Genomic DNA, 17009 nt, shown 5'->3' with positions numbered 1-17009 from the left:
AGGAAGGTGATCGGGAGTATCTGGCGGCGCCGCCGGTTCACCTGTAGGCGTGAGGACGGATTCGGACGGTCCGCGGTTCCAGGTGCTCGGGCCCTTCGAGCTGCGGGTGCGCGACCAGGTCCTGGAGCTCGGCGGATTCCGCATCCGCACGCTCCTCGCCCTGCTCACGGCCAACGCCGGCCGCGTGACCTCGGTGGGAACGCTCGTCGACGCGCTCTGGGAGACCGAGGCGCCGCGGGACGCGCACCGGACCGTCCGCAGCTACGTGTCACGGCTGCGGCACTCGCTGGCGCCGGCGGCCGACCTGATCGTCACCCACCCCGCCGGGTACCTGCTGCGACCGCCGCCCGATGCCGTCGACGCCGGCCGCTTCGAAGGGCTCGTCGTGGCCGGCAGGCAGGCGATGGGGACCGAGCCGCAGGTGGCTGCGGAACGGCTGGCCGCCGCGCTCGCCGTGTGGCGCGGGGACGCCTACGCCGAGTTCGCCACCGTCCCGCAGCTGCGCGCCGAAGCGACGCGGCTGCACGGGCTGCGCCTCGGTGCCGTCGAGGACCGCGTCGACGCCGAGCTCGCCACCGGCGCGGGCACCGTCCTGGTGGAGGAGCTCACCGGGCTCACCGAACGTCACCCCGGCCACGAGCGGCTGTGGGGCCAGCTGATGACCGCGCTGTACCGGGCCGGCAGACAGGCCGACGCACTCGACACGTTCGCGCGGGCACGCACCGTGCTTGTCGAACGATTCGGCCTGGACCCCTCGCCGCGGCTCGTCGAGGTGCACCGGCAGGTGCTGGCGAACGACAGCCGGCTCGAGGCGACCGCCGCCGTGGTCGTCCACGGCCCGCCGGCCCGGCCGGTGCGCAGTGATCTGCCGGGCGACATCGCGGACTTCGCGGGCCGCCGGGCCGAGCTGGACCGGCTGCTCGCGAGCGGGCCCGAGACGGCCCCGCTGGCCATGGTCATCGAGGCGCTGGACGGCATGGCGGGCGTCGGCAAGACGACGCTGGCGGTGCACGCCGCGCACCGGCTGACCGAGCGCTACCCCGACGCGCAGCTGTTCATCGACCTGCACGGCCACACCCCGGGCCAGCCGCCGATCGCCCCGACGTCCGCGCTGGACAGCCTGCTGCGGGCGCTGGGCGTGCCCGGTGATCGGATCCCCGCCGACCTGGACGCGCGGGCCGCGTTGTGGCGCGCGGAGCTGGCGGCGCGTTCGGTGCTGGTCCTGCTGGACAACGCCGCCGACGCCGCGCAGGTCCGCCCGCTGCTGCCCGGCACCGCGCGGAGCCTGACGCTGATCACCAGCCGACGCCGGCTCGTCGACCTCGAGTCGGCGCGCACCCTGTCGCTGGACGTGCTGCCGCAGGCCGACGCGGTCGCGTTGTTCGCCGGGGTCGTCGGCGACGAGCGGGCGACCGCCGAGGCCGGCGCGGTCCGCGACGTCGTCGAGCGGTGCGGCCACCTGCCGCTGGCGATCCGCATCGCCGCCGCCCGGCTGCGCTCGCGGCCCGCGTGGACCGTCCGCTACCTGGCGGACCGGCTGGGGGAGGCGTACTCCACGCTCGCCGAGCTGGCGGTCGGGGATCGCAGCGTCGGGGCCGCGTTCGCGCTGTCCTACCAGCGGCTGGACGAGCCGCGGCGGCGGATGTTCCGGCTGCTCGGCGTGCATCCGGGCGCGGAGATCGACGTCCCGGCGGCGGCCGCCCTCGCCGGGGTGGCCCGCGCCGAGGCGAACGAGCTGCTGGAGAGCCTCGTCGATGACCACCTCGTGCAGCAGCCGCTCACCGGCCGGTACCGGCTTCACGACCTGGTCCGACGGCACGCGCGCGCCGTCGCGCTGACCGAAGAGCCGGAGGCGGCCCGGGCCGGGGCCCTGCGCCGGGTCGTGGACTTCTACCTCCACACTGCCTACGCGGCCAGCCGCCTGCTCGACCAGCAGCACCCGCCCCTCGACCTGGGCGAGCCGGCCGCGGGCTGCGTCCCGCTCGCCCTCCCCGACGACGCCGCGGCGATGGCGTGGTTCGACACCCACCACGGGTGTGTGGTGGGTGCCCGGGTGGCGGCCACGAACGCCGGCTGGGACACGGCCGTCTGGCAGCTGGCCTGGACGCTGGACAACTTCCACTACCGGCGCGGCCACCTGCACGAGAACATCGACGCCTGGCGCGCGGGGCTGGAGGCGGCCGAACGGCTGGAGAACGCCGCGGTCCAGGCCCGCGCGCACCGCCGGCTCGGCCTGGTCTACGCCCCGCTCGGCCGGCAGGAGGAGGCGCTGCTCCACCTGAACCGATCGCTGGCGCTGTCCGAGCAGATCGGCGACACGCTCGGGCAGGCCGGCGCCCACTTCGTGCTGGCGCTGGCCTGGTCCCACCGCGACGACGACAGCCGCGCGCTCACCCACATCACCAGCGCGCGCGACCTGTATCGGTCGGTGGGCGACGAGAAGTGGGAGACGAGGGCGCTCAGCATGATGGGTGCGTGCCACACCCGGCTGGGCCACCACGACCGGGCGCGCGAGTACTGCGAGTCCGCGCTGGCCCGCTGCCGGGAGCAGGGCGACGTGTACGGGCAGGCGGACAGCCTGGACAACCTCGGCGCGATCGCGACCGCGGTCGGGGACAGCGCCGAGGCTTTGCGCCACTGCGAGCGGGCGTTGGAGCTCTGGCACCGGCTGGACAACACCTACCGCCAGGCGGCAACCCACACGGCGATGGGCGACGAGTACCAGCGCTTGGCGGAACCGTCCCGGGCCCGGGCGGCGTGGCAGCGAGCCGCGGCGCTCTACCGGGCCCAGAACCTGGACGAGGCCGCGCTGGAGGTCGAAGCGAGGCTCGACTCAGGGCCCGTTCGCGCGGGGTGAGGCGTCGGCGGCCAAGCTGCTGCGCTTTGGCCGGCTGCTTGCGGGACTCAACCGAAGGACCTGCTCGAGCGTGAGGGGTTCGCCAGGGCCGTGCGGGCCTGGCGACACCCACCCGGGGAGGAAACGTGGGAGCAAGACTGAAGGTGCTGGCCGCCGTGAGTGTGCTGGCGGTCGCCGCGCCGGCGACGGCGTCCGCGGCGGAGCTCGCGCCGGCCGCGGTGTGCCGGGTGGCCGAGCTGCCCGGAACGGTGGCCGGCGAGGAGGTCTACCCGGCCGCCACCGACGACCACGGCACGTTCGTCGGCCTCGGCCGGTCGCACTTCGGCGACAACGAGCACGGGCTGCAGTGGCGCGACGGGGTGACGACGGACCTCGGGGAGTTCGTCCCGTCCGCGATCAACTCCGGCGGCGTGATGGTGGGCTCGCAGTTCGCCGACGGGAGGCAGCACGCGGCGATCCGGTCGGGCGGGGTGACGACGTTCCTGCCGGAGCCGGGTGAGCCGGGCTCGGGGGCGACCGACATCAACGCCCGCGGCGACGTCTCGGGGTACGCCTGGGTCGACGGCCTGTCCCGCGCCGTCGTCTGGCCGGCGGGCACGCGGACGCCGCGGGTGCTCGACGACGGGCCGGTGTACACGATGGCCCTGAAGGTGGACGACCTCGGCTTCGTCCTGAGTTCGGCGGGGTTCGCCGGCGACGAGGTGCAGACGGTCTACCGGCTCGACGGCACGGTCGTGCGGTCGTTCCCGGTGATCGGCCCGGGCGGGCACCGCGCGTCGGACCTGGCCGGGGGCGTGCTGATCGCCGACCGCGGCGGCGCAGAGGGCGATGAGCTCACCTACATCGACGTGCTGACCGGACGCGAACGCCCCTTGCCTGACAGCACGTACGCCCAGGGCGGGGTCCTCGCCGCGAACGGCGTCGTCGCGGCGAAGAACCGCAACGGGTCCCCGGCGCGCTGGAAGCACGGCCGCCAGCTGCAGCTGCCCCAGCTCGGGAACAACTACCCGCTCTACCCGACCGCGATCAGCGCCGACGGGCGGCAGATCGCAGGCGTCAGCACGGACAACACTCGGCAGATCGGCACGCTCTGGACGTGCCGGAACTGACGATGAAACGATTTTCCGTCCGGACAGTTGCCGCAGCGTCACCGGCAAGCGCAGCTGCCTACCCCACTCTCAACTTCCTCCTCAAGGACGGCACGGGTGGCTACTATTCCGGTACGGTCACCTTTTACAACCGCTCAGTCGGCGTCATCGGGTCGTTCAACGCCAGCGGCTGCGAGCGGGCATACGCGACCTCGCTGGTGGACTTGAAAGCGCTTGACGCGAGAAGCACGAGCCTTCACTGCGATACTATAACTTCGGGAAGCTTTTCCCTTTCCGCGGACGTTCCCGGTGGGGCGAATCGTGTCTACCTCGCCATCAAAAGCGAGTATGAGAGGGTGTACGACTTCACGAATTGCAGGCGTGACACCATGATCTGCAACTAGCACTGCAGTGGGGTGAGCAGGCGCCGGATCTCCGGCGCCTGCTCACCGTTCGGCGGTCGCTCGTCGTGTGGCCGGCACGGGCGGCCTGCTGGGTGCGGAAGCCGTCCCAGGACCACACCAGCACCACGCCGTCGTCGATTCGTCCGAGCGCCGGGCCGTGGCTGGACCGGCCGACCGTCGGGTGCTGCTCCGACCAGCGGTCGCCGCACCCCGCGCAGCGGGGCGTGCTCGGCCGGCACCGGCGCGGCCGCGCCGGGTTCGGCGTGGCGGTCGAGGCCGGGCGCCGCCTGCACTGGCAGGACAGCCCGGAGCACCGCGCCGCCCTGGCCGCGTTGGACGTGGGTGGCCTGGACCTGTGACGCCGGCTCGTTGAGCCGTTCGGGTGGCAACCCGGCCGGCGACCAAACCTCCCGGGGCCGCTGGGCGTGGTGGGAAGACGGCCGACTCCCGGGGGGAACCATGCTCAAGCGAACTCTTCTACTCGTGGCGGCGCTCGCCGCCGCCCTCGTGCCCGGCGCACAACCCGCGGTGGCGGCGAGCTGCACCTGGGCGATGACACCGCTGGCACTGCCGGCGCCCTACACCAGCAGTGAGGTCTACGCGGCGGCCGAAGGCGACTGGTTCGTCGGAGCGGTGCGCGGGCCCGACGCGTATTCGCAGGTGCGGTGGCACGGCGGTCAGGTCGTTTCGTCGTTCCGCCTGGTCGAAGTGCGCGACATCAACTCCTCCGGAGACGTCGTGGGGGACGGGGGGACCGGTGATTGGTGGGCCGCGAAACCCGTCGTGTACCGCGGTGGCCAATACGTGAACCTGCCCATGCCGCAAGGGTTCCGGTCCGCCAAGGCCACGCACATCAACAACGCCGGGGACGTCATCGGTGTCGCCTACGGTGATTTCGGCGGCGACGTCCACCCGGTGCTGTGGGCCGCCGAGCGGCCGGGCACAGCCGAGGTCCTGAACCCGGATCCGCAGCACCTCTACGACACCTACCCGGTCGACGTCGACGAGCAGGGCCGCGTCCTGCTCTACACCGACATCGGCGAGAGCTCGGGCGAGGTGTTCGTCCGAGCCACCGACGGCGGTTACCGGCAGCTGCCCCCGCTGTACCCCGGTGGCGCGGTCTACCTCGAGGCCTTCCACGGCGGTCGCATCGCCGCTTCGGTCGTCACGCCCGAGCTGACGATGGTCGCCATCGAGGCGGACCTGGCCGGGAACGTCGTGCACAAGACCACCGAAGCGGCCGACACCCTGTTCCTCGACGCCGGCACGACGATGGCCGGCGTGGCCCACACCTTCGGCCCCGAGAACTACGAACTCCGCATCTGGGAGAACGGCGAACCCACGGCCGACCTGGCCGGCGACGCCGACTTCAACGCGGCCCCGCGGCCCGCGGGGCTCACCGACGACGGGACGCTGGCCGCGACCATCAGGTTGCCGGGCACGACGCAACCCCGGGCGGTGGCCTACCACCGCGGCTGCTGACATCGCTTGCATCACGCGGCCGGACAGCAGCAGCTGCGCGGCGACTGCTCGTTCTGCCGATCGCGGATGTTCCGGGTCCGGCCCAGCCACGGCACGTTTCACCGCTTCGGATGCGGTGTCGGGGGCGACGCGCGGATGTTTCCGCCGAAGTCGGCCACCGGCACTGACGGTCAGCGGTTCAGGTTGCGGAACCGGCCCAGGAATGATCACAGCCCCAGGCGGCATGACCAGCAGGTCAGGGGCACATCCGGGACTATCGCGAGAGCGATGCCAGCAAGCTCGGGCGTCACGCCCGGCATGGCGGCCGGCGTGGCTTAGCCACAACGGTCTACTAGGAGTCGCCTCGCCGTCAGGGTCTCACCGGGACGGTCGCTGGACGGTTTGGCGCCGCGGCCCGACTGGTCCGCGTCCGTCGCCAGGTCCGGGTAACTGTCCACAATGGTTCTTCTGGGCCGTATGGCGATCGGTCGCAACCGGAACGCACCGGCCCTGACCAGACCAAACACGCGAATAAGCCAAAGGGTGCCGCGCGGCCCCGATCGGGCCGCACGGCACCCGCTAGGCGTCAGCGGGGCTGGTTCGCCCACCAGGTCCGGCCGGCCTCAGGCAGCGTCGAAATCGGGTCGTAGTACGGGTACCGGCGCTGCAACGCCTCCGGGTCCTCGAGCTCGATCCCCGTCCGGTAGTTCTTCGTCCAGTACGAAATCCCCAGCTCCCGGTCGTACTCCGCCAGCTGGTGCACCCACCGCTTCCCCACATACGGCACGTCGCACACGATGCGCGGCGTCGCGTACCCCGGCAGGTACCCCATGATCGCGTGCTGCAGCTCCTGGGCTTCCCAAACAGCAACCCGCCAGTGCTCCGCGTTCGGGATCATGTCGCACATGTAGAAGTAGTACGGCAGGATGTTCGCCTCGCCCTGCAGCGCGAAGCACAGGTCCAGCAGCTGGGCCGGCGTCGCGTTCACCCCGCGCATCAGCACGCCCTGGTTGCGCACGTCCCGCACACCCACGTTCAACGCCGTCTGGGCGGCCTCCGCCACCAGGGGCGTCACCGACTGGGCGTGGTTCACGTGCGTGTGGATCGCCAGGTTGACGCCGCGGCGCTGGGCCGTCACCGCGACGCGCTCCAGGCCCTCGACCACCTTCGGCTGGAGCCAGTGCTGCGGGAGCGCCGCCAGTGCCTTCGTCGCCAGGCGGATGTCGCGGACCGTGTCGATGTCCATCAGGCGCATCAGGAACGACTCCAGCTGCGGCCACGGCACGTTGGCCACGTCGCCGCCCGACACCACCACGTCGCGGACGCCCGGGGTCTTCTTCAGGTACGCGATCATCGCGTCCTGGCGGTCGACCGGCTTGAGCGAGAGCTTGTGCTTCTCGACCGTCTCCGTGGAGTTGCCGACCAGGTCCATGCGGGTGCAGTGGCCGCAGTACTGGGGGCACGTCGAGATCATCTCGGCCAGCACCTTGGTCGGGTAGCGGTGGGTCAGGCCCTCCACGACCCACATCTCGGCCTCGTGCAGCGAGTCGCGCTCGGAGTGGGGGTGGCTCGGCCAGGTGGAGTCACGATCACTGCGCACCGGGAGCATGTAGCGGCGGATCGGGTCGGCGTAGAACGCCTCGGTGACCTTCGCCGGGTCGGTGCCCGCCGTGGGCGCCATCGTGTTGATCATCTGCGGCGGCAGCAGCATCGACATCGTCGCCATCTCGCGCTGGTCGGCGAGCATGTCGTCGTAGAAGCGCTCCTCCAGCAGGTCGCCCATCAGCGCGCGCAGCTGCTTCGCGTTGCGGATGCAGTGCACCCGCTGCCACTGCGCGTCGCGCCACTCGGCGTCGGTCACGTCGTGCCAGCCGGGGAAGCGGCGCCAGTCGGGTTCCACGAGCTCGGCGCGGGCGTACTCGTAGGGCTGGTCGAAGGCGGCGGCAGGCGTCACAGGTTCCTGGATCGCAGTCACTTGTACTCCTAGTCGTCGGGAACGCGTTAAAATATCCTGTCATAACGTTCTCACGGAGTAAATCTTCCTGCCTGCTGGTGTGTCTTCCCCCAGGTGCAGTAGCCCTCGCCACCGGGGGCAGACTCAAGGGCGTGACGGACGAACACACGACGCTCCTGCTCGGCGGGCGCGTCTACACCCCCGCCGGCCCGGACGCCACGGCCATGGCGGTCACCGGCGGCACCGTGGTCTGGGTCGGCCAGGACGGCCCGGCCCGCGCCCTCCACGAAAACGCCGAGATCGTCGACCTCCACGGCGCCTTCGTCGCCCCCGCGTTCGTCGACGCGCACGTCCACGCCACCGCCACCGGCCTGCACCTGAGCGGCCTCGACCTCACCGGCGTCCGCTCCGGCGCCGAGCTGCTGGCCCGCGTGCGCGACGCGATCGTCCCCGGGCAGGCCCTGCTCGCCCACGGCTGGGACGAGAGCACCTGGACCGACTCGCGGCTGCCCAGCCGCGCCGAGCTCGACGACGCCGCCGGCGCCACCCCCGTCTACCTCAGCCGCGTCGACGTCCACTCCGCGCTGGTCTCCACCGCGCTGGTCGACCTGGCCCCGGCCGCCCGCGACGCCGGCGGCTGGTCGCCCGACGGCCCGCTGACCCGCGCCGCCCACCACGCCGTCCGCGCGGCCGTGCGCGCCGCGATCACCCCCGAACAGCGCGAACGCGCCCAGCGCGCGTTCCTCGTCGAGGCCGCGGCCCAGGGCATCGTCAGCGTCCACGAATGCGCCGGCCCCGACATCTCCGGCCGCGACGACCTCGCCGCCCTGCTCGCCCTCGCCGGCCCGGATACCACCGAGGTCGTCGGCTACTGGGGCGAACTCGGCGCTGTCGAGACCGCGAAACAGCTCGGCGCCCGCGGCCTGGCCGGCGACCTGTTCGCCGACGGCGCCCTCGGCTCCCACACCGCCGCCCTGAGCGCCCCCTACGCCGACCACACCGGCTCCGGCACGCTCTACCTCGACGCGCACCGCATCGGCGAACACCTGGCCGTCTGCACCGAAGCCGGGCTGCAGGCCGGCTTCCACGTCATCGGCGACGCCGCCGTCGCCGAAGTCGTCGAAGGCTTCCGGCTCGCCGAGAAGGAGGTCGGGCAGCGCGCCCTCGCCGCCCGCCACCACCGGCTGGAGCACCTGGAGATGGTCACCGCCGAGCAGGCGAAGCTCCTGGCCGGCTGGGGCGTGGTCGCGTCGATGCAGCCGTTGTTCGACGCGCTCTGGGGCGGCGACGAAGGCATGTACGCCGAACGTCTCGGCACCGCCCGCGCCGCCGGGCTCAACCCGTTCTCGACCCTCGCCGCCGAGGGCGTCCTGCTGGCCTTCGGTTCCGACGCGCCGGTGACGCCACTGGACCCGTGGGCGAGCGTCCGCGCCGCCGCCTACCACCGCACCCCGGGCGCCGGCCTGTCGCCGCGCGCCGCGTTCACCGCCCACACCCGCGCCGGGCACCGCGCCGCCGGCGTCAACGACGGCATCACCGGCAGCCTCGTGCCGGGCGCGCCCGCGCACTACGCGATCTGGGACGCGACCGACCTCGTCGTCGCGACCCCGGACAGCCGCGTGCAGCGCTGGTCCACCGACCCCCGCGCCGGTGTCCCGCCCCTGCCGCGGCTCGAACCGGACGCCGTCCTGCCGCACTGCCTGCGCACGGTCCGCGCGGGTGAAGTCCTCCACGACACCATCACCTAGAGTCGTCTTCCGTGGCAGTCACCGTGGCGGACCCCGAACCGGGCGCCCCGCACCAACCCGCCCGAACCCGGCGATTCCCGCGTGCCGGGCTGCTGCGCCTGGCCGGCGCGCTGGTGTCCGGGTTCGCCTATTACCTGAGCTTCGCGCCCCGCCCGCTGTGGTGGCTCGCGCCGCTGGCGTTCGCCGGGTTCGCGCTCGTGCTGCGCGGCCGCAGTTTCCGCGGCGCGTTCGGCTACGGCTTCGCGTTCGGGTTCGTGTTCTTCCTGCCGCTGCTGACGTGGCTGCTGGACTTCCTCGGCCCCGACTTCGGGCCGTGGCCGTGGCTGGGCCTGTCGTTCGCGCTGGCGCTCTACTACGGCCTCGCGGGCGGCCTCATCACGTGGGTGTCGCGGCTGCCGGCCGGTCCGCTGTGGGCCGCGCTGGTGTTCATCGCGCTGGAGACGCCCCGCGCGTGGTTCCCCTTCGGCGGCTTCCCCTGGGGCCGGGTCGCCTTCAGCCAGCCCGAAGGCGCGTTCCTGCCGCTCGCCTCGATCGGCGGCGCACCGCTGGTCGGCTTCGCCGTCGTCCTCAGCGGGTTCTGCCTCGCCGCCCTCCTCGGACGGCTCTGGGACGGCCGCGAAGCGCTCACGGCGGCGCTGCGCACCCGCCCGGCCGTCTTCGCCGCCGTCGGCACGCTCCTGCCCGTCGTGGCCGGCCTGGCGCTGTGGCCGACCGTCGGCACCGCCGCGCAGGACGGCGAGCTGACCGTCGCGACCGTGCAGGGCAACGCGCCGGACATCGGGCTGGCGCTGCAGGGCGAACGGACCGTCCTGCGCAACAACACCATCGCCGAGAGCCAACGGCTGCTCGACGCCATCCGCGCCGGGAAGGTCCCGAAGCCGGACCTGGTGCTGTGGCCGGAGAGCGCCACCACCGTCACCGGGCCCGACCCGCAGGTCGACCAGCTCGTCGCGAACTTCGGCGTGCCCGCGCTGATCGGCGCGATCTACGAGCTGCCCGACCGGCACCTGCAGAACTCCGTCATCGCCTGGGACCCGCACACCGGGCCCGGGCAGCGCTACGCGAAGCAGCAGCTGGTGCCCTTCGGCGAGTACGTGCCCGCCCGCAAGCTCGCCGAGCTGGTCACGCCGTTCCTGGACTCCGAGACCGTCGACATGGTCCCCGGCGACGGCGCGAACCAGACGATGGCCGTCGCGGGCACGAAGGTCGGCATGTTCGTCTGCTACGAGGCCGCGTTCGACTACCCGGCCCGCGACGCCGTGCGCGACGGCGCCGAACTACTCGTCGTGCCGACCAACAACGCCTGGTACGGCGAGAGCGAGATGAGCGTCCAGCAGCTGGCCATGTCGCGGCTGCGGGCGGTCGAGCACGGCCGGTCGGTCGTGGTGTCCGCCGTCTCAGGGGTGAGCGCGATCGTCGCCCCCGACGGAACGGTTACCAGCTCAACGGGCCTTTTCACCGCGGATTCCCTGGTCGGGCGCGTCCCGCTGCGGACGCAGACTACGCTGTCGGATCGACTCGGTGCGTGGACGGAGTACGGGCTGCTGGCACTGGCGATCGCCGGGGTGGCCGGCGGGCTCGTGCTCCGTTTTCGCACCCGGCGCGGCAGCGCCGGCACGGCAGGGGACACGGCGGACTGACCGCCGGGGATATCGGAGGAGCACGGATGTCGCAGGCGCCGCGGGGGGCCCGGGGAATCGAGCCGGTGCTGGTGGTGATCCCGACGTACAACGAACGGGAGAACCTCGGCCCGATCCTGGATCGCCTGCAGAAGGTACTCCCGGACGTGCACGCGCTCGTGGTGGACGACGGCAGCCCGGACGGCACCGGCGAGCTCGCCGACGAGCGCGCGGCCGCCAACGACCACGTCCACGTGCTGCACCGCACCGAGAAGGCCGGCCTCGGCGCCGCCTACATCGCCGGGTTCCGCTGGGGCCTGGCGCGGGAGTACAACACCATCGTCGAGATGGACGCCGACGGCTCGCACGCGCCCGAGGACCTGCCCCGGCTGCTGGACGCCGTCGGTGACGCCGACCTGGCCATCGGGTCGCGGTACGTGCCGGGCGGCAGCGTGGTGAACTGGCCGCTCAAGCGCCAGGTCCTCTCGCGCGGCGCCAACATCTACTCGCAGGTCGCGCTGGGCATGCGCACCCGCGACATCACCGCCGGGTTCCGCGCCTACCGCCGTCCGGTGCTGGAGAAGCTGGCCCTGGACGAGGTCAACTCGCACGGCTACTGCTTCCAGATCGACCTGACGGTCCGCACGGCCGACGCCGGGTTCGAGATCGTCGAGGTGCCGATCACCTTCACCGAGCGCGAGATCGGCGAGTCCAAGATGGACGGCTCGATCATCCGCGAGGCGTTCCTGCGGGTGGCCACGTGGGGCGTGGAGCGCCGCTGGCAGCAGCTGCGCCGCCTGGTCAAGCGCGGCTGACCCGCGCGGTCACGATCCACGTCCGGGCGCCCAGCAGCACGCCGTCCGGGGTTTCGTGCGCGGCGAAGGCGTCCCGCAGGCGCGCGACGGCGCCGTCGGTGGGCCGCAGTTCCTGGACGTCGTGAAGACCGAGGGCGAACTCGCACGCCGTCGCCGCGTCGGGTCCGTAGCAGACGGGCTCGCGCAGCTCGGTGAACTCGACGTCGCCGAAGCCCGCGTCCCGCAGCAGGGCCTCGGTGTGGCTTCGGTCGCCGAGGGAGAAGTGCGGCCCGGGCGGCGGCGCGGCCGTGCCGGGGGAGACGGCGTCGTGCAGCACCGAGTACCACTCGTTGCGGGCCCGCTCCTGCCACACCAGCAGCACCAGGCGCCCACCGGGGCGCAGCGCGCGGGCGAGGTTGGCGAACGCGGCGGGCGGGTCGGCGAAGAACATCGCCCCGAACCGGCTGAGCACGACGTCGAACGTCGCCGCCGGGAACGGGTGCGTCTGGACGTCGGCCACCTCGAAGGTCGCCCCGCCGAGCTCGCGGGCCTTGGCGATCGACTGCGCCGAGACGTCGACGCCCAGCGCCGTCGCGCCCGCTTCGGCGGCTTCGCGGGTGGACTCGCCGGTGCCGCACCCGACGTCGAGGACGTCTTCGCCCGGCCGTACGGCGGCCGCGGCGCGGAACCGCTCGTTGTGCGGGCGCACCTCGGCGTCGAACAACGCCGCGAACCGGACCCGGTGGGGTTCACTCATGCCGTCTTCTCCCGTCATCGGCCATCATGGGGCCGATGACGACCATCGTGGCCTTCCACGCCCACGCCGACGACCCCGTCCTGCTGAGCGGCGGCACCCTCGCCCGCGCGGCGGCCGACGGGCACCGGGTGGTGGTCGTCGTGGCCACCGACGGCATGGACGCCGAATCCCCGACCCCGCGCTGGCGGGAGCTGGAGGCGAGCGCGGCCATCCTCGGCGTCCGGCGCGTCGTGCACCTCGGGTACGCCGACAGCGGCCACGGGCCCGAGCTGTACCCCGATCCGCCCGGCCGGCAGCGCTTCGCACGCGCGGACACCGAGGAGGCCGCCCACCGGCTCGCCGCCGTGCTGCACGAGGAGAAGGCCGACCTCCTGCTCGGCTACGACGCGAACGGCGGCTACGGCCACCGTGACCACGTCCAGGTGCACGCCGTCGCGCGACGGGCGGCCCGGCTGACCGGGACGCGGCTGCTGGAGGCCACGATCCCGCGCGACTTCGCCCGGCGGTTCGTCCGGGTGGTCCGGGCCTCGCGGATCCCGTTCCCGTACGACGCCGAAGCGCTCGACCACGTAGGGAGCCCGGCTTCGGCCGTCACCCACCGCTTCGACGTGCGGCGGTTCGCCGGGCGCAAGCAGGCGGCGCTGGCCGCGCACGTGTCCGACGTCCGCGGCAGCGGGCGGCTCGCGGCGGCGCTGCGGGTGCTCGTGTGGCTGCCGGCGCCGTTGTTCGCGGTGGTGGCGGGTCGCGAGTGGTACGTCGAGGTCAGCCCGGCCGGATCGCCACGCCGATCGCTGCAAGTTTCTGCACGTTCTGGTCGCCTGGATCGGCGTCGGTGATGACGCCGGCGATGTCGGCGAACGGCAGCACGGTGAACCGGGAGGCCGCGCCGAGCTTCTCGGCACTGGCCAGCACGTAGGTGTCGGCGGCGCGCCGGGCCAGGGTGCGTTTCATCGCGGCTTCCTCGGCGTCGCCGGTGGTGAGCCCGGCGTCGGGGTGGACGCCGGTGACGCCGAGCAGGAAGACGTCGGCGCTGATCGCCTGGGCGGCCTCGGCCGCGGCGGCGCCGCAGGTGACCGCGGAGTGCCGGAACAGGCGTCCGCCCAGTAGGAAGACCTCGACGCCCGGGTGGTCGAGCAGGGCGACGGCGACGGTCGGGCTGTGGGTGACGATGGTGGCCTCGAGGTCTTTCGGCAGGGCGTTCGCGACGGCGAGGGTGGTGGTGCCGCCGTCGAGGATGACCGTCGAGCCGGGCCGGACCAGGCCGGCGGCGATCCGCGCGACCCGGTCCTTGCCGTCGACGGCGATGGCCGTGCGGCTCGCGTAGTCGGCGACGGCGGGGGAGACGGGCAACGCGCCGCCGTAGACGCGCTGGCAGAGCCCGGCGGCGGCGAGGTCGCGCAGGTCGCGGCGGATGCTGTCCTCCGAGACGCCGAGCTCGGTGGCCACGTCCTTCGCCAACACTTTGCCGTCGGCCGCGAGCCGGGCGAGCAAGAGGTCACGGCGTTCGGCGACGAGCATGCACAGTCCTCCTTGTTTCTGCCGAGTCGTGCACATTATGGTCGCGGCATGACCTCCTCGACAAGCCCGTCCCGCAACCCGCGCGTCCGTGTCACCGACGTGGAACTGCTGTCGTCGGCCTGGTACGTGCTGCGCCGCACGACGTTCGACTACCAGCACGACGACGGCCGCTGGACCACCGAGCAGCGGGAAACCTACGATCGCGGCAACGGCGCGACCGTGCTGCTCTACGACGCGGCGGGCGGGATGGTGCTGCTGACGCGTCAGTTCCGCTACCCGGTCTACGTCAACGACCACCCGGACGGCATGTTCCTGGAGGCGGCCGCGGGCCTGCTGGACGCCGACGACCCCGAGACGGCGATCCGCCGCGAGGCGCAGGAGGAGACCGGCGTCCGCATCGGCGAGCTGGAGCACGTGTTCGACGTGTACACGAGCCCGGGCTCGGTGACCGAGCGCCTGCACTGCTACGCGGCGCCCTACGACCCGGCCGACCGCGGCGCGGGTGGCGGGATCGCCGAGGAGGGGGAGGACATCGAGGTGGTCGAGCTGCGCTTCGAGGACGCCCTCAAGATGATCGAGACGGGGGAGATCGCGGACGCGAAGACGATCATGCTCCTGCAGTGGGCAGCCCTGCGCGGCCCGTTCCGCACCGATTAGGTTTCCCCGCCACGCCCGTCTGTATGGGGGAAGCGACACTCACGAAAGGCCGGCACGATGCGGAAACTGATCTTCGGCATGAACCTGACCCTGGACGGCTACATCGCCGCGGCCGGCGACGACATCGGCTGGAGCGGCGCGCCGGGCGACGAGCTGTTCCAGTGGTGGCTCGACTACGAGCTCGGCATCGGGACGTCGCTGTACGGCCGCAAGCTGTGGGAGGCGATGAGCTCCTACTGGCCGACCGGTGACCAGCAGCCGGACGCCACGCCGGCGCAGATCGAGTTCGCCCGGAACTGGCGGGACACGCCGAAGGTCGTGTTCTCCTCGACCGTCGACAAGGTCGACTGGAACACCCGCCTGGTCACCGGCGACGCGGTCGCCGAGATCACCCGGCTCAAGGCCGAGGTCGGCGGCCCGATGACCATCGGCGGCGCGACGCTCGCCCGGGCTGCCCTGCGGGCCGGGCTGGTCGACGAGTACGTGCTGGTCACCCACCCGGTCCTGGTGGGCGGCGGCACGCCGTTCTTCACCGCGCTGGACAGCTGGGTGCACCTGAACCTGGTCGAGACGCGGACGTTCCCCGGGGGCGCGGTGCTGACCCGGTACGAGACGCGGTGATCACAGCGTCGCCGGCAGGCCCAGCCAGGGCTTGCCGGCGACCTCGAACCCGGTGAGCTCGGCGATCTTCCCGTCGGCGATGTGCAGGACCGCGAGGTTCAGCAGCCGGTGCACCGGGTCTTCGGGGGTGCGCAGGTACAGCGCGGCGGCGGGCATGCGGTTGACCGTCGTGGGGGTACAGCGCCAGTCGTCGTGGCCGCGCCGGAAGAGCCCGCCGGCGACCCAGCCGTCCACCGCCTCCCGGGCTCCCGTGGTCACGGTGCCCGGGTCGGGCAGCATCGCGAAGCGCAGGTCGTCGCGCAGCAGGGCCGTCAGCCCGTCGAGGTCGTTGCGCTCGTGGGCGTCGGTGTAGGCCTTGACCACGCCGCGCTCGTCGTCCGACAGCTCGTGGGTGGCGGGGCTCCGCCAGTCGAGACGCCGGTCGGGCAGCTGCTCGCGCATCGTGACCCGCGCGCGTTGCAGGGCGCTGGTCACCGAGGCGACGGTCAGCTCGAGGGTGCCGGCGGCTTGCGACGCGGGCCAGCCGAGGACGTCCCGCAGGACGAACACGGCCCGTTGCCGCGGCGGCAGGTGCTGGACGGCGACGACGAACGCCAGCTCGATCGTCTCCCGCGCCACCGCCGACTCCTGCGGGTCGTCGGGGAGCATCCGGTCGGGGTAGGGCTGCAGGTGCGGCACCTCGAGGTCCGCGCCCGGCAGCTCGGGCGTGCGCTTGTCCAGGAAGTCGAGGCAGGCGTTGGTCGCGATCCGGTACAGCCAGGTCCGTACGGCCGCGTGGCCCTTGAACGACTCCCGCTTGTCCCACGCGCGCAGGAACGTCTCCTGTGTGAGGTCCTGGGCGTCCTCGAAGTTCGCGAGCATCCGGTAGCAGTGCACCTGCAGCTCACGCCGGTGGCGCTCGGTGAGGAGCGCGAACCCCGCCGCGTCGATCATGGTCGTCGATCCTTCCACCCGTGCGAGAGAGCCGTCAGTACAGACGGGGTGGCGAAGGACTTCTGATCGGTCCGGGCATGCGAAAGGCCCCGCGGGGGGAGGTCGCGGGGCCTTTCCGTTGTGGTGGGAGCGGTGGCTACGGGCCGACGCTCTCGGGCGTTACGCGGACCGGGAGGTCCGCCGGCCCTTCAGCTCGGCGAGACGTTCGTTCAACAGGTCCTCGAGCTCGGGGATCGTGCGCCGCTCGAGCAGCATGTCCCAGTGGGTGCGCGGCGGCTTGACCTTCTTCTGCTCGGGCTGCCCGCCGTCCACGATCTCCGACTCGCTGCCGTGCAGACGGCATTCCCAGACCGTCGGGATCTCGGCGTCGTCGGAGAACGGCACCTCGAACTCGTGGTTCTTGGGGCAGGCGTAGCGCACGGTGCGGCGAGGGGCGAGGTCGTGGTTGCGGTCGGTCTCGTAGCTGACCGCTCCCAGCCGGCTTCCACGAAGAACACGGTCGGCCATGATGGGGGTCCTTTCAGTCAGCTCCGGGTGGAGCCTGGGGTGATGCTCACCCTATGCAACGACTTGGGGCCCCCGAGGATTCCCGGGCTGC

At 72.6% G+C, this 17009-nt stretch carries 16 protein-coding genes; 11 read left to right on the top strand and 5 right to left on the bottom strand.

What is annotated here, in order from left to right:
* Window positions 1-49: 49 nt before the first annotated feature.
* From ACZ7OU_RS32195 to ACZ7OU_RS32175, 5 genes are all read left to right on the top strand, one after another.
* Window positions 50-2857 (top strand): AfsR/SARP family transcriptional regulator, encoded by a 2808-nt coding sequence (locus tag ACZ7OU_RS32195; protein WP_470258100.1) that lies wholly within the window; start codon window positions 50-52, stop codon window positions 2855-2857.
* Between the two features lie 125 nt (window positions 2858-2982).
* Complete coding sequence (locus ACZ7OU_RS32190; RefSeq protein ID WP_470258099.1) at window positions 2983-3966, top strand: hypothetical protein; 984 nt, start codon at window positions 2983-2985, stop codon at window positions 3964-3966.
* Window positions 3954-4349 (top strand): hypothetical protein, encoded by a 396-nt coding sequence (locus ACZ7OU_RS32185; protein ID WP_470258098.1) that lies wholly within the window; start codon window positions 3954-3956, stop codon window positions 4347-4349. The genes ACZ7OU_RS32190 and ACZ7OU_RS32185 overlap by 13 nt, the downstream gene beginning before the upstream one ends.
* Before the next feature lie 92 nt (window positions 4350-4441).
* Window positions 4442-4708: a hypothetical protein gene (locus ACZ7OU_RS32180; RefSeq protein ID WP_470258097.1), complete on the top strand. Its 267-nt coding sequence runs from the start codon at window positions 4442-4444 to the stop codon at window positions 4706-4708.
* 100 nt (window positions 4709-4808) lie between these two features.
* Window positions 4809-5831: a hypothetical protein gene (locus ACZ7OU_RS32175; protein WP_470258096.1), complete on the top strand. Its 1023-nt coding sequence runs from the start codon at window positions 4809-4811 to the stop codon at window positions 5829-5831.
* Between the two features lie 565 nt (window positions 5832-6396).
* Here the strand turns inward: ACZ7OU_RS32175 and ACZ7OU_RS32170 are convergent.
* Window positions 6397-7785, bottom strand: coding sequence for a KamA family radical SAM protein (locus ACZ7OU_RS32170; RefSeq protein ID WP_470244197.1), 1389 nt, complete (start codon window positions 7783-7785; stop codon window positions 6397-6399).
* 131 nt (window positions 7786-7916) lie between these two features.
* On the opposite strand from ACZ7OU_RS32170, the gene ACZ7OU_RS32165 reads away from it, so the two are divergent.
* Genes ACZ7OU_RS32165 through ACZ7OU_RS32155 form a run of 3 tightly spaced genes read left to right on the top strand, consistent with a single transcriptional unit; the run spans window position 7917 to window position 11946 of the window.
* Window positions 7917-9512, top strand: a complete 1596-nt coding sequence (locus tag ACZ7OU_RS32165; RefSeq protein ID WP_470258095.1) for an amidohydrolase — start codon at window positions 7917-7919, stop codon at window positions 9510-9512.
* Window positions 9513-9523: 11 nt separating this feature from the next.
* Window positions 9524-11152 carry an apolipoprotein N-acyltransferase gene (lnt, locus tag ACZ7OU_RS32160; protein ID WP_470258094.1) on the top strand — a complete coding sequence of 543 codons (1629 nt, stop codon included), beginning with the start codon at window positions 9524-9526 and terminating at the stop codon, window positions 11150-11152.
* Between the two features lie 26 nt (window positions 11153-11178).
* On the top strand, window positions 11179-11946 hold the full coding sequence (locus ACZ7OU_RS32155; RefSeq protein WP_470244194.1) for a polyprenol monophosphomannose synthase: 768 nt from the start codon (window positions 11179-11181) through the stop codon (window positions 11944-11946).
* On the opposite strand, the gene ACZ7OU_RS32150 is transcribed toward ACZ7OU_RS32155, so the two are convergent.
* Window positions 11933-12682 (bottom strand): class I SAM-dependent methyltransferase, encoded by a 750-nt coding sequence (locus tag ACZ7OU_RS32150; RefSeq protein ID WP_470258093.1) that lies wholly within the window; start codon window positions 12680-12682, stop codon window positions 11933-11935. The two genes, ACZ7OU_RS32155 and ACZ7OU_RS32150, sit on opposite strands and share 14 nt — an antisense overlap.
* Before the next feature lie 35 nt (window positions 12683-12717).
* Between ACZ7OU_RS32150 and ACZ7OU_RS32145 the strand changes: the two genes are divergently transcribed.
* Window positions 12718-13518: a PIG-L deacetylase family protein gene (locus ACZ7OU_RS32145; RefSeq protein ID WP_470258092.1), complete on the top strand. Its 801-nt coding sequence runs from the start codon at window positions 12718-12720 to the stop codon at window positions 13516-13518.
* On the opposite strand, the gene ACZ7OU_RS32140 is transcribed toward ACZ7OU_RS32145, so the two are convergent.
* Window positions 13445-14200: a DeoR/GlpR family DNA-binding transcription regulator gene (locus tag ACZ7OU_RS32140; RefSeq protein WP_470258091.1), complete on the bottom strand. Its 756-nt coding sequence runs from the start codon at window positions 14198-14200 to the stop codon at window positions 13445-13447. The two genes, ACZ7OU_RS32145 and ACZ7OU_RS32140, sit on opposite strands and share 74 nt — an antisense overlap.
* 48 nt (window positions 14201-14248) lie before the next feature.
* Here ACZ7OU_RS32140 and ACZ7OU_RS32135 point away from each other — a divergent pair, with 48 nt between their 5' ends.
* Both ACZ7OU_RS32135 and ACZ7OU_RS32130 read left to right on the top strand, forming a co-directional pair.
* Window positions 14249-14857, top strand: coding sequence for an NUDIX domain-containing protein (locus tag ACZ7OU_RS32135; RefSeq protein ID WP_470258090.1), 609 nt, complete (start codon window positions 14249-14251; stop codon window positions 14855-14857).
* A 57-nt stretch (window positions 14858-14914) separates the two neighbouring features.
* Entirely contained in the window at window positions 14915-15478 is a 564-nt protein-coding gene (locus ACZ7OU_RS32130) for a dihydrofolate reductase family protein (RefSeq protein ID WP_470258089.1), read from the top strand.
* On the opposite strand, the gene ACZ7OU_RS32125 is transcribed toward ACZ7OU_RS32130, so the two are convergent.
* Window positions 15479-16429 (bottom strand): RNA polymerase subunit sigma-70, encoded by a 951-nt coding sequence (locus ACZ7OU_RS32125; protein ID WP_470258088.1) that lies wholly within the window; start codon window positions 16427-16429, stop codon window positions 15479-15481.
* Window positions 16430-16570: 141 nt separating this feature from the next.
* On the bottom strand, window positions 16571-16918 hold the full coding sequence (locus ACZ7OU_RS32120; RefSeq protein ID WP_003081521.1) for an RNA polymerase-binding protein RbpA: 348 nt from the start codon (window positions 16916-16918) through the stop codon (window positions 16571-16573).
* Window positions 16919-17009 lie beyond the last annotated feature (91 nt).

This window comes from Amycolatopsis sp. NPDC114505 (assembly GCF_055633615.1).
Note: the sequence above shows the minus strand (reverse complement) of the source record. Positions and strands in the feature narration are given on the sequence as shown.